The following is a 12,633-nucleotide window of genomic DNA, read 5'->3' as shown; positions in this document are numbered from 1 at the left end:
CATATCTCAGATTGGATGCTCTCGTCATGAATGAAGCTTTAAAACAATGGATTCCCCTCGTCAACTCTCTTCTCTCCCGCCTTTCGATTCACCCGAATGAACAGGATGAATGCCGCCAGGCTGCCCTGCTCCGACTTTGGAAATCAATCGAAGAAGGTAAAGTCATGACCGTCACCTTCGCCCGGATTCGCGCGAAAGGCGCAATGCTCGATTACTTAGCAACCCGCAACCGGACGCTTGCCGGCGAAGTCGCCGTCGAGACGTTACCGGAACTCCCCCGTCAGCAGCAAGTCTCGTTCACTTATCTACTCGATCAACTGAAACAGGAACTATCTCGGAAGGAATTCGCTATCCTGCAAGCTCTTCTTCACGGTAATGAGGACAGCCTCGGCTACTCTCCGGCCCGCCTCCGGTCGCTCAAGTCGGAACTCAAACAGAAAGTCCAGGACATCCTCCTATGATGACGTTTTACTTGGACCGGTTACTGACGATCATTGAACAGTCACCGAGCTACAGCCTGCTGACGAAGAAAGCCTATCGTGCCGACGTCCGTCATTTCTGTACCCACGCTGCATCCATCGACATTCCTTCCTTGCATCGCTACATCACGTTGTTAAAACAAACCTACGCTCCGACCACTGTCTCTCGGCGAATCAACGCACTCGCGACACTATTTGACGCCTTAGTCGCTGAAAAATCCATTCCCTCGAACCCCTTATCCCGAATTAAGAAACCGACGCGTCCGTTACCGAAACACCGGACTGCCTTTAGTTACACCGAAGCGCGACGTATCATTGAGACCCTGCAAGACGATACGATGTATACGTTCTACTTCCTGCTCTTACATACGGGCCTTCGCTTCAACGAAGCCCGACAACTCAACCGTACCGATCTTGACCTGAGCGAACGGCAACTGTTTGTCCGTCATGGCAAGGGACAGAAAACACGTTACGTTCCGCTCCATGACGAATTGGTCACTGTCCTGATACGCTATCTCGATGTTCAACCCAATGACGGTCCCTTATTTCAAAACACTGCTGGTGGTTTGCTGGATCCGAATCAGACGCGAAAACAACTCCGGCTTGCCAGCGAGCAAGTCTTAAAACGGACACTCCGACCACACGATTTACGGGTCACGTTCGCGACGACAATTTACCGGGAACATCGAGCTGATTTACTGACTGTCATGCGCCTGCTCGGCCATAGTGACGCGAAGACGACGCAACAGTATATCTTACCGTCGTCAGAAGCCGCCCGGTCCTCGATCAACCGCCTTACGCCGACAATGCATCGATGACTTGCTGGAGCTTCGTTTCCTGACTGATGATGTAGCCTTCTGTCGTTCGGGAGCTGCCGTGACCAAGTAACTGCTGAATCTCAAGCAATTTACGGTTGCCTGTCTGATAGAGATACGTCGCAAACGACACACGTAAGTCGTGCGGATGTAACGGTCGTCCACGCTTAGCAAGCGACTGCTTACGTAATGCATCACGAGCCGACTGCTCATTGATGGCTTTGCCTCGGACAGACTGAAAGACGAGTCCTGTCTTCCGTCCTTCTAAAAACGTTCGAAGCTTACTCACAAGTCCTTCTCCAAGCGGAACCGTTCGTAAGCGTCGGCCTTTCCCGTGTCTCACGAATAACGCTAACTTCTCGAACTGAATATCTTCAATCGACAACAAACGGGCCTCCATGAAGCGGAGGCCCGTTTGACTGATGAGTTCAAAGAAGAGACGATAGGTCGGATCCGTAATGTGACGAATCATTTGAATCGTTTCTTCGAGTGGATGATGCTCACGTTGTTGGATATGCTGGTGAACAATCGGACGGACTTGTTTCATCGGATTAACTTTGAGACGTTTCGCTCGGATGAGTTCATTTCCGAGTGCCATCAAGGCATGATATCGCCGCATAGCGGTCGTTGGTTTGTATCGTTTAATCAACTCATTAAAGTAACGTTGCAAGGATTTCGTCGACCATTCAATTTGATTATTTTTCATTTGTCGTAAATCACTGCGATATGCTTTGATTGTCGATTTACTATAAAAAAGATGCGTTTTCAAATAGTGGTCTAGATATTCAAAATGTGTCATGAGAAGAACCTCCTTTTAGAAAGTATTTCCCCCTCAATTCCCCATTCACTTTTTATTCAATCCCATTCATATAATAACTCTACCCATGAACTTTTTAAAATGTAGAAAAATCGGAAAGTTTGTACTATTTGATTGTTTCTTTCTTAATATTGTTACTTAGACTAACTTCTTACTGAAATCTATCTGTTAATTCTACAGTTAATCTATACTCCACTTCTTCTTTAACAGGAAAACAAATGTTAGAATAAAAAGTTAAGTTTTTCAAATTAGTTCTGCAAACCATGATGACAGAGGAGCCAATTTTCACAGGCACGTCGTCAATACGATCAATTGTCAATTTTGCCTGCAACGATAACGTAGCAATCTCTTTATTAGTAATCTTTTCTTTCGGTAGTAACAGTTGACGTGATAATACTTCAGCAAAATCCGCTTCTAGTAAAGGTTGACTGAATAAATAGCCTTGAATAGTAGGACAATCTAATCCGCGAAGAACTTGTAATTGCGCAGCAGTTTCTACGCCTTCCGCTACAATATTCAATCTAAACTCTTGACCAATAAAAATTGCGGACCTTACGATGGAACGGGCACGAATTTCTGAATCAATATCCTTTATAAACTTACGATCTATTTTAATCGTATCAATCGGATAGTCCTGTAGATAAGAAATAGAGGAATATCCTTTTCCAAAATCATCCAAAGAGATACTTATCCCTTTATCATGCAATTGACGAAGTGTTTCTGAGATTTTTACGTTTTCATATAAAATATCTGTTTTTGAAATAGGACCATCATGTGATCATTTTCTCAATTATTATGTAATATCAAACATTTTCCCCATAATATATCTAATTTGACTATGAGAATAATCTTTAATTTTTTCAGGACTTTTCAATCAGATTTTTATAAAACTAGTTAGTAGAGTACTAGTATTAAAGAAATCCTCGGTAGAAAAGTCATGATTATTCGTTGAGTAAGATGCTCCAAAAGGACTCGTTCCTAATATTGGAATTTTTGTTACAATCAAGTGGAAGGAAGTTTTAATTTTCTCTTCAAAAAACTAATGCCATGTTTCATGAGGATGAATAACTTTCTATCTTAAAAGAGAAAGGAGGAATTCGGATGTCTGCAATGTTCGTGTCGTATCAGTTATCATTGGAAGAAAAGTTCTTTAACATGATCGAAAACAAATGGTTCTGGATGGTTTTTGCGTTAGTCCTTTTAGTTGGAATTTTTGCATATGCCTTTTATTGCACAAGCCGCGGCTACAGCTTTAACGGAAACGTAAAGCTGAATTGGCCAAAGATTTGGCAAATGGGTATTGGCTGTAAAGCCTCGTAACGTACTTAATAAGCGGGGGCTCTTCGGGCTCCCGTTTTTCTTAGGAGGCGAGAAAATGATTGAAATCAAACAGTTAACGAAGTCGTTCAAAAAAAATTGTATTATTGATCAATTATCAACAACGTTCTCAAAAACCGGTGTTTCTGTGATCGTCGGGACAAATGGTAGTGGGAAAACGACATTACTAAACATGATGACAAACTTACTCGAAGCAGATCGTGGTGAGATTTTGATTGATGCATTATCTCCAGGTAGCAAAGCATATAAGTCAAAGTTCTTCTATCTGCCTTCAGATTTTTATTTACCTGGATACATGACAGGTAAAGAATATGTCCAGTTCGTTTTAAGTCGATACGAGACAAGTGAGTATGAGAAAGCACCCATCTTAATCGAACTACTCGATTTAGCGGATGGACAACATAAAACCATCGAATCGTACTCCTTTGGAATGAAGAAGAAAATTCAAATTGTTGCAGCACTTGCTGCCAATACTGAGTATATAATCGCGGATGAAATTTTCGGCGGACTGGATTTCGATACATCCCTTCTTGTACAGGAGCTGTTCGCAGCGGTTGGCGAGACGAAGAAAATCATCATCGTATCGCATGAACGGAACACGATTGATCGTTTTCCTAATGACGTCAGACTCATGCGTCATGGTTCCCTTATACACTTTGAGGGGTCTCCCGAAGAATTGACACAAGTCATAAAACAAGAGGAGGTCTTGCGTGAGAAGTTCGCCATCGTCCAAAAACATTTTATGTCTTCTGAAGTTCTTCTATAACGATACATTTCATGGTTTGTTCAATCGTCCGTTCTTTCGTAGCCGATTGAACCGTTACGGATTATTACTACTGCTGACGGCAGCCTACCTCGGATACTTTTATTTAAATATGGTCCAACTTTCGACGTTGACGACCAATGCGAAAGAAGCTGATCAGGCGACACTCTTGTTAGCAGGAAAAATGACGTTGAGCAGTTACTTCAATGTCGTTTTCATTTTAGGAACGTTCATGTTCATTCTGTTGAACGCAACAGTCTCATTAAATCGGAACTCTTTATTCTTCGCCCAAACACTTCCTTTTTCTGAACGGGAAGTTAATGTCAGTCAACGCTTGTTTAAGTTGAGTGTCGCACTTGTCTTTTTTGAGTTGTTGATGATCATCGTGGCACCTGCACTAAAGCTGATTCCGATGCAATGGGGAGTTGCGTTGCTTGTGCTCTTGACGCTACATACTGTTTTTATCGCAAGCTTTTGGATTCTTGATTTTTTGTACGCAGCTCTGTTACAAAAAATGTCCGGACTTAAGCGCATCATCCTGGGATTCGTGCTCGATTTATGTCTAATCGGCCTGGTGACCTTCCATTTAATCAAGACACGATTTCAAATCGATGTTTGGGTCAGCACGCTGCCGTACTCTATTCTTACACTAACCCTATTCGTACTAGCAGGAAGCATCTTGATTGGAGGAGCTGCGTATCTCCTGCAAACCCTATTCTTCTCCCGCAACCATCTTTATGTGCGTCAGAGTTACTTTAAGTTGGGCTTGCCCGCTTTTAATATTGGACTGGCAACAACGATGCCGGCCATTATTCGAAGTAAGAACTTCCTTTATTTCTGGGCATTATTAGCTGTCATGTCAGCCGGGGCGCTCTATCAAGTGGGTCTGGGGGGGACGATGCAACTGTGGTTATTCCTTTTGCCGATTTTAGGAATCGTGACGATCACATACGCAGATGCGACGTTGGCGGTACGCAAACTGTATGGATTATACCGCATCCATCCGCTGATGGAGCTTGGCTCCCTACTCGGAGTGTCGATCATTCTAATGGCCCCTGCCTTATATGTCGGGATTGTCGAGACAAATAGTTTGAACCCTTATCTGTACGGTATCAATATCTTTTTTGCGGCAACAATTGCAGGATTCTTGTTTCCGAAATCACAAAGCAATATCAATGAGACGATTGCTTCCGTCTTGACGATTATCTTAATTATTCTCCTATCAGTACTTGTCAGCATAGACGGTGCGCTATACCCTGCATTATTGTTCTTGCTCGGTGTATTGTATCTCATACTAAAGAAAGAATACGAGGTGGCAAAATGAAACTCACAAAATTGATCGGTGTAGGAACTGTAATCTGGGCGGTCATCTTTTTGATTGATTACATTTATGAGCTTTTCCAAATCAATGAAACCAGTGTTGTGACAACGATGACCGGTCTGAAAATTTCTACTGTGATGACGAAAGAAGAACTGAATACGCATTTCTCACTCACATTACAGGCGCTCCTCATGTATCTCGCCTTTATCGTACTGTTCACTTTATTTGGATTATTCATGCAGACACGACGGATTTCTGCTCGACATGACAGCTGAGACACTACTGCTCCTGATCAGTTATGTACTGTTAATTGGTTTAGTCGTGACTATTCATGAAAGTATCCATTGGTGTTTTGCGCTTCTCTTCCGACGTCAGCCACGCGTGACATTCGACCGTTTTCTGACTCCGACGGTCCGTTATCATAATACTCATGTAGACTGGCAAAATCTGATCATTTCAGTTTCAGCACCATTACTTCTTTTCTCTTTTGGTATATGGGTCGAAGGGGACGGCGGAGCGTGGGTAGTGGTGAAAATACTTTGTTTAGCAAACGTATTTAACTTTTTCCCTATCACGACAGACGGACAGATGATATTTTTATCACTCGTTAAAATGATTCAAAAACAGAAGCAGAATAAAATAAAAAAGTTTAACCGAAATTCGACTTCAGACTAAAAATAAAGTAGTTGTTTTTCTCATAGTTGAGAAAAACAACTACTTTTCCCGTTAGACTCGAAGCATTTTCAAAAAAAATTCTGTTCTTCATTCATTGAATCCATAAAAAAACATATCCAATCGAACGCAAAAAACTCAACTTAAAAAATTTATACTTCACGCTGGTATTATTTAATCTGGTGATGTAAAACAAACCCTTATTCGTCTCCGAATTAAGGGTTTGTTTATGGTTTAGAACAATCTACAAGATATCTCTTTTAATCCCGGCTATACAAATCACGCGTATACACTTTATCTTCAACATCGCTCAACTCAGGATGCATCCGATTCGAAAGAATGACATCTGATTCTTGCTTGAATGCTTCAAGATCACGAATGACACGTGAATTGTAAAATGTATCTTCCGTCAATACCGGTTCGAAGACTGTCACTTCGATTCCTTTTGCCTTAATCCGTTTCATGATGCCTTGAATCGACGAGGCACGGAAGTTGTCTGAGTCTGTTTTCATCGTCAAACGATAAACTCCAACGACTTTCGGATTTTGCTTGATGATCGTATCCGCAATATAATCTTTCCGTGTCCGGTTTGCTTCAACGATTGCCCCGATGATGTTATTCGGCACTTCATCATAGTTCGCAAGGAGTTGCTTTGTATCTTTCGGTAAGCAGTACCCACCATATCCGAAAGAAGGATTGTTGTAATGATTGCCGATCCGGCTATCAAGCCCGACACCTTCAATGATTTGTTTTGTATCAAGATTACGGACTTCTGCATACGTATCGAGTTCGTTAAAAAACGCGACACGCATCGCTAAATACGTATTGGAGAACAACTTGATGGCTTCAGCTTCTGTTGAATCTGTCAAAAGAATCGGCACATCCTTTTTAATGGCTCCTTGAAGTAAGAGATCAGCAAACTGTTGTGCCCGTTCTGATTGTTCACCAACAACGATACGTGATGGATAAAGATTGTCATGCAGTGCCTGTCCTTCACGCAAGAACTCCGGTGAGAAGATAATGTTTGGTGTATCGAACTTCTCCTTTAGCTCTTGTGTGTAGCCAACCGGTACCGTCGATTTGATGACCATCGTCGCATCCGGATTGATGGCAAGGACTGTCGCGATGACGCTCTCAACGGTACGAGTATTAAAGTAGTTCCGTGTTGGATCATAATCCGTCGGAGTCGCAATAATGACAAATTCCGCATCTTTGTAAGCTTCAAAATTATCAGTTGTCGCATGCAGATTCAATTCTTTGTTTTGTAAGAAGTTTTCGATTTCCGCATCAACGATTGGTGATTTCCGATCATTGACGAGCTCGACACGTTCTTTAATGATATCAATCGATGTGACTTCATTATGCTGTGCGAGTAAGACGGCCATAGATAGACCGACATAACCTGTTCCTGCTACTGTGATTTTCATGGTAAGTCTCTCCTTTCTTATAATTTGACGTTGTAGTACTCTTTGTACCATTCAACGAATTTTCCAAGACCGTCTTCAATACTTGTGCTTGGTTTAAAGTCGATATCACGCTCGAGTTCAGAGACATCTGCGTAAGTGCGAAGAACATCACCTGGCTGCATCTCCATATACTGTTTGTTCGCTTCTTTACCGATTTTTTCTTCCAACACATTAATGAACTTCATTAATGGGACAGGGCTGTTATTTCCAATGTTATAAACACGGTAAGGAGCAAAACTCGCACCCAGTTCGTCAATGCTTTCATCCCAATCCGGATTCTTTTCTGGTGCAAGTGGAATGAGTTTGACGATTCCTTCTACAATGTCATCGATGTAGGTGAAGTCACGCTCCATTTTTCCATGATTAAACACTTTAATTGGATTCCCCTCAAGGATATCTTTTGTAAAGGAGAAGTAGGCCATATCTGGACGTCCCCATGGACCATATACTGTAAAGAATCGAAGTCCTGTCGTTGGGATATTGTAGAGATGACTGTATGTATGTGCCATCAATTCATTCGATTTTTTAGTCGCAGCATAAAGGCTGACTGGATGATCAACATTATGATTGGTAGAGAACGGTGCAATCTTGTTCCCACCGTATACAGAACTAGACGAGGCATACAGTAAATGCTCGACTGGATAGTTCCGACAAGCCTCTAAGATATTAAGGAATCCCGTTAGATTTGAATCTAAATAGGCATAAGGATTCTCAATGGAATACCGCACTCCTGCTTGGGCTGCTAAATTGATGACAATTACCGGTCGATGTTCTTCAAAAATTTTATTAATACGTTCTCGATCTGTTAAATCACATTCAACAAACGTAAAATTTTTATTATCGTTTAGCTGAACTAGTCGGTCTTTTTTTAAATTTAAGTCGTAGTAGGTGTTCATATTATCCAAACCTATTACACTATAGCCATGATTCGTTAACTGATTTGATAAATGCACACCAATAAAACCAGCGGCACCTGTAACTAAAATTTTCGAAGTGACATTCACTATTTTCACACCTTATTTTCTAGAGTTTTTTCTTTAAATCTTGTTAAAGAATTTTTCCATGTTGGCACTGTATAATTCAACTTGCTTATAGAAAGTAAGCTGAGGATTGAATTTTGCGGACGTTTTGCTTTTTGTGGAAAGGCATCTGAATTACATGGATTTACTGTTGTAGTGGTATCTGCCAAAATTTCTGTTGCAAATTCATACCACGAACAGGATTCGTCATTAGAAAAATGATAGATTCCACCTGGAATTTTAGAATCTCCCACAAGATATAACATAAATCGTGCCAAGTCTTCTGAAAACGTCGGCCGACCAAATTGATCAGCAACTACATTGAGTTCAGAACGTGTCTGAGCTAATTTCATCATCGTATAAACAAAATTATTACCATGAACACCGAATACCCATGAAGTTCTTACAATATATCCGTCGCTTCCTAAAATACTTTGTACAGCCTGTTCTCCAGCCAACTTAGCTTTGCCGTACTCATTCAACGGGTTAACTTGATCTGTCACTTCATACTCTGTTGATTCTGTGCCATCGAATACATAGTCCGTGCTGACATAAACCATTTTTGCTCCAACTTGCTTGGCTGCATTTGCAACATTTTCTGTACCTGTCGCATTGACGAGCCAATTCATTTCCTTCCCTTCATCTTCAGCTGCTTCGACGTTTGTATAAGCAGCTGCATGCAGAATCCAGTCCGGTTTGATTCGTTGAATTGTTTCTTCAACAACTGGATAATCTGTAATATCTAAACCCTGCTTCGTAAAAGCAACGACTTCATACAATGAGGAGTCGACTAAATGAACTAAATCCGTACCTAATTGTCCGTTGGCACCTGTAATCAAGATAGTTTTTTTCATTTCACGAGTTCTGCTTTTTCTTTAAGTGGACGCCACCAAGCTTCGTTTGCTAAGTACCAGTCAATTGTTTCAATAATACCTGTATCAAACGTATATTTTGGTTTCCATCCTAGTTCTGTCTCTAACTTGATTGGATCAATCGCATATCGACGGTCGTGCCCTAAACGATCTTCAACGTATGTTACCAAGTCTTTCGAAACATCTAAGCGGTCAACAATTAAATCAACGATTTGATTGTTTGTTCTTTCGTTATGTCCGCCAACATTATAAACTTCACCGGATTTACCTTTGTGGAAAACTAAATCAATTGCCGCACAATGATCGGTTACATGAAGCCAGTCACGAATATTTTCACCATCTCCATAAATCGGGAGATTCTTTTGATCCATTGCATTCGTAATCATTAAAGGAATTAATTTTTCTGGGAAGTGATACGGTCCATAGTTATTTGAACAGCGCGTAATATTGACATCCATACCGTATGTTTCAAAATATGAACGGACTAACATATCTGCACCAGCTTTAGAGGCTGAATATGGACTATTTGGTGCAAGCGGTGTATCTTCCGTGAAGTATCCTTCAGCTCCAAGCGAACCGTACACTTCATCTGTTGAGACTTGAACATACTTCTTCAACTTGTGCTTACGAGCAGCGTCTAACAATGCCAATGTTCCTTGAATATTTGTTTCGACGAAGACTTCAGGATTCAAGATACTGCGATCCACGTGCGACTCAGCAGCAAAGTTAATGATGCCGTCTATTTTATAATCTGTAATCAGTTGATCTAACAAATCACGATCTGTGATGTTTCCTTCCACAAAAACATGTTTAGGATTATCGATTAAATCAGCCAAACTCTCTTTGTTTCCTGCGTAGGTTAGCAAGTCAAGATTGATGATTGTATAGTCAGGATATGTATTGAGCATATGACGGACAAAGTTACTTCCAATAAAACCAGCACCACCAGTAACGATTAAATTCATAATCATTCACTCCATTTAAAATTATTTTCTGTATCTTTCAACGTTGGATGTTTTGTATCTTTTTCTGATAGAATCGGGTTTGTCACTGGCCACTTAATATCTAATTCAGGGTCATTCCACTGAATGCCACGATCATGTTCAGCCGAATACAATTCATCCACTTTATAAAGAACATTAACATCCTCAGTCAGCGTACAAAAACCATGTGCAAAGCCTTTTGGAACAAGCAACTGACGTTTATTATGTTCGCTTAAAATAAATCCCTCCCATTCTCCATAGGTCGGTGAACCAATCCGCATATCAACCACTACGTCATAGATTGCTCCTGATCCCACTCGAACGAGCTTTGTTTGCGCTTTTGGTTCCAACTGATAATGCATACCGCGTAGCACACCGGCTTCTTTAGAAAGTGAATGATTATCTTGAATGAACTCATGTGTAATGCCTAAATCATGAAAAACTTGGCGATTGTAGCTCTCCATGAAAAAACCACGATGATCTCCAAAAACGTTAGGTTCTAGTAAAAGAACGCCTTCTAATTTACTTTTTATTGCTTTCATAAAGTAAGACCTGCTTTCTTTTCAGAAGTATCTTTCACTGTTTTCGCAACATGAAGCAAGTACTGCCCATAAGCATTTTTTTGTAGTGGCTGCGCTAATTCAATCAACTGTCCTTTAGAAATGTACCCCATGCGATATGAGATTTCTTCAAGACAAGCGATTTTTAGTTTCTGACGTCTTTCAATCGTTTCGATAAACGTCGATGCTTCAAGCAACGATTCATGTGTTCCTGTATCGAGCCATGCAAATCCACGACCGAGTAACTCGACACGCAAGGAATTGTCTTCAAGGTAGCATTTGTTTAGATCTGTAATTTCAAGTTCTCCTCTTCGAGAAGGTTTTAACGATTTAGCAAAATCAACGACTCGATTATCATAAAAATAAAGTCCAGTAATAGCGTAATTACTTTTAGCGATTTCAGGTTTTTCTTCGATTGAAATCACATTTTGATGATCATCAAATTCAACAACGCCAAAACGTTCTGGATCGTGAACCTGATAACCGAAAACAGTTGAGCCTTCTTTTAAAGAAGCTGCTCTTTGAAGTAACTCTGTAAACCCGTGACCATAATAGATGTTATCGCCGAGCACAAGAGCAACAGAATCCTCTCCGATAAACTCTTCTCCTATTAGAAATGCTTGAGCTAGACCGTCAGGGGATTCCTGAACTTTATATGACAATGAGAGTCCAAGTTCTTCTCCATTACCAAGCAGTTGTTCAAAGCGTGGTGTATCCTCTGGTGTCGAAATGATTAGTATTTCTTTAATTCCAGCTAACATTAAAGTTGACATCGGATAGTAAATCATCGGTTTATCATAAACCGGTAGTAATTGCTTAGAAATCGATTTAGTAAGGGGATACAACCTTGTTCCACTTCCACCAGCTAAGATGATACCTTTCATTAAAAAATCACTCCGTTCCATTTAGGTATTATTTATTAAACTTTTTCTTTAATATGTTTAGTTCATTTGAATTCACTATGAAAAAATCTTTTAATCGAATATTATACAGTTTTTTAAATGTACTCAACATAATCAGACCACATATTAAATATGAAAATACAGAGGATATCGCTGCGCCTATTATCCCCATAAAAGGTATTGTTATTACATTAAATACGAAATTTATGAGCACAGATAAAGCTAAAGTGTAGAAACTATAATGTTGCTTTCCTACAGCTTGATATAAAGTGCTTATTAATTTAAAGAAAATCATAGGAATAGTTCCTGATATTAAAATTAAAGACACTAAAAAACTTTCCGAGAATTCTTCACCATATATAAAACTTATAAAACCATTACCAAAAACAGAAAAAATTATTATCACGATAAAGCTAAAATATAAATTTATCTTTATACTAAATTTAAGAGCATCAATTGAGTCATTTTGGGCAGTCTTATTGAATAGTACATCTTTAAAAGCATCAGGAATAACCCATAACATCGAAGCAAGAGTAACCGCCAAGCTGTATAATCCGATTTCTCTGTTTTCAACAAAAAATTTCAATATTATTACATCCATATTATAATTTAAAATTGTTAGTAGA

At 40.1% G+C, this 12,633-nt stretch carries 15 protein-coding genes; 6 read left to right on the top strand and 9 right to left on the bottom strand.

The features are described from left to right. The first annotated feature begins 26 nt into the window (after positions 1-26). Positions 27-461: a sigma factor gene (locus DVG79_RS00080; protein WP_114594950.1), complete on the top strand. Its 435-nt coding sequence runs from the start codon at positions 27-29 to the stop codon at positions 459-461. Further along, positions 458-1,297 (top strand): tyrosine-type recombinase/integrase, encoded by an 840-nt coding sequence (locus DVG79_RS00075; protein WP_114594949.1) that lies wholly within the window; start codon positions 458-460, stop codon positions 1,295-1,297. The genes DVG79_RS00080 and DVG79_RS00075 overlap by 4 nt, the downstream gene beginning before the upstream one ends. Here DVG79_RS00075 and DVG79_RS00070 read toward each other — a convergent pair. Both DVG79_RS00070 and DVG79_RS00065 read right to left on the bottom strand, forming a co-directional pair. Then, positions 1,275-2,093, bottom strand: coding sequence for a tyrosine-type recombinase/integrase (locus tag DVG79_RS00070; protein ID WP_114594948.1), 819 nt, complete (start codon positions 2,091-2,093; stop codon positions 1,275-1,277). The genes DVG79_RS00075 and DVG79_RS00070 overlap by 23 nt on opposite strands. Before the next feature lie 169 nt (positions 2,094-2,262). Further along, positions 2,263-2,874, bottom strand: a complete 612-nt coding sequence (locus DVG79_RS00065) for an EAL domain-containing protein (protein ID WP_114594947.1) — start codon at positions 2,872-2,874, stop codon at positions 2,263-2,265. 338 nt (positions 2,875-3,212) lie between these two features. Here DVG79_RS00065 and DVG79_RS00060 point away from each other — a divergent pair, with 338 nt between their 5' ends. From DVG79_RS00060 to DVG79_RS00045, 4 genes are read left to right on the top strand one after another with little or no spacing between them, the layout of a single operon-like run. Then, entirely contained in the window at positions 3,213-3,431 is a 219-nt protein-coding gene (locus tag DVG79_RS00060; RefSeq protein WP_026830228.1) for a hypothetical protein, read from the top strand. Between the two features lie 55 nt (positions 3,432-3,486). Then, on the top strand, positions 3,487-4,215 hold the full coding sequence (locus DVG79_RS00055; protein WP_114594946.1) for an ATP-binding cassette domain-containing protein: 729 nt from the start codon (positions 3,487-3,489) through the stop codon (positions 4,213-4,215). Continuing rightward, the gene (locus tag DVG79_RS00050) at positions 4,160-5,536 is read left to right on the top strand and encodes a hypothetical protein (RefSeq protein ID WP_114594945.1); all 1,377 of its coding nucleotides are present in this window, start codon (positions 4,160-4,162) and stop codon (positions 5,534-5,536) included. The genes DVG79_RS00055 and DVG79_RS00050 overlap by 56 nt, the downstream gene beginning before the upstream one ends. Further along, the gene (locus DVG79_RS00045) at positions 5,533-5,808 is read left to right on the top strand and encodes a hypothetical protein (protein WP_114594944.1); all 276 of its coding nucleotides are present in this window, start codon (positions 5,533-5,535) and stop codon (positions 5,806-5,808) included. Before DVG79_RS00050 ends, DVG79_RS00045 begins: the two co-directional genes overlap by 4 nt. A gap of 657 nt (positions 5,809-6,465) precedes the next feature. Here DVG79_RS00045 and DVG79_RS00035 read toward each other — a convergent pair. The 7 genes from DVG79_RS00035 to DVG79_RS00005 form a co-directional block, all read right to left on the bottom strand. After that, on the bottom strand, positions 6,466-7,632 hold the full coding sequence (locus tag DVG79_RS00035) for a nucleotide sugar dehydrogenase (RefSeq protein ID WP_114594942.1): 1,167 nt from the start codon (positions 7,630-7,632) through the stop codon (positions 6,466-6,468). A 17-nt stretch (positions 7,633-7,649) separates the two neighbouring features. After that, positions 7,650-8,675, bottom strand: a complete 1,026-nt coding sequence (locus DVG79_RS00030) for an NAD-dependent epimerase (protein WP_114594941.1) — start codon at positions 8,673-8,675, stop codon at positions 7,650-7,652. A 5-nt stretch (positions 8,676-8,680) separates the two neighbouring features. Next, positions 8,681-9,544, bottom strand: a complete 864-nt coding sequence (gene rfbD / locus DVG79_RS00025) for a dTDP-4-dehydrorhamnose reductase (RefSeq protein ID WP_114594940.1) — start codon at positions 9,542-9,544, stop codon at positions 8,681-8,683. Next, positions 9,541-10,527 carry a dTDP-glucose 4,6-dehydratase gene (gene rfbB, locus DVG79_RS00020; RefSeq protein ID WP_114594939.1) on the bottom strand — a complete coding sequence of 329 codons (987 nt, stop codon included), beginning with the start codon at positions 10,525-10,527 and terminating at the stop codon, positions 9,541-9,543. Before rfbB ends, rfbD begins: the two co-directional genes overlap by 4 nt. A gap of 2 nt (positions 10,528-10,529) precedes the next feature. Further along, the gene (gene rfbC, locus DVG79_RS00015; protein ID WP_114594938.1) at positions 10,530-11,087 is read right to left on the bottom strand and encodes a dTDP-4-dehydrorhamnose 3,5-epimerase; all 558 of its coding nucleotides are present in this window, start codon (positions 11,085-11,087) and stop codon (positions 10,530-10,532) included. After that, entirely contained in the window at positions 11,084-11,989 is a 906-nt protein-coding gene (gene rfbA / locus DVG79_RS00010) for a glucose-1-phosphate thymidylyltransferase RfbA (RefSeq protein ID WP_114594937.1), read from the bottom strand. The genes rfbC and rfbA overlap by 4 nt, the downstream gene beginning before the upstream one ends. 28 nt (positions 11,990-12,017) lie before the next feature. After that, positions 12,018-12,633: MATE family efflux transporter (locus DVG79_RS00005; protein ID WP_233494494.1), on the bottom strand; the 616-nt coding region annotated here is incomplete at its 5' end.

Origin of the sequence: Exiguobacterium sp. RIT594 (genome assembly GCF_003339585.1) — a bacterium.
GTDB lineage: Bacteria > Bacillota > Bacilli > Exiguobacteriales > Exiguobacteriaceae > Exiguobacterium_A.
The sequence above is the reverse complement of the archived record's forward strand: the minus strand, read 5'-3'. Positions and strand labels throughout refer to the sequence as shown.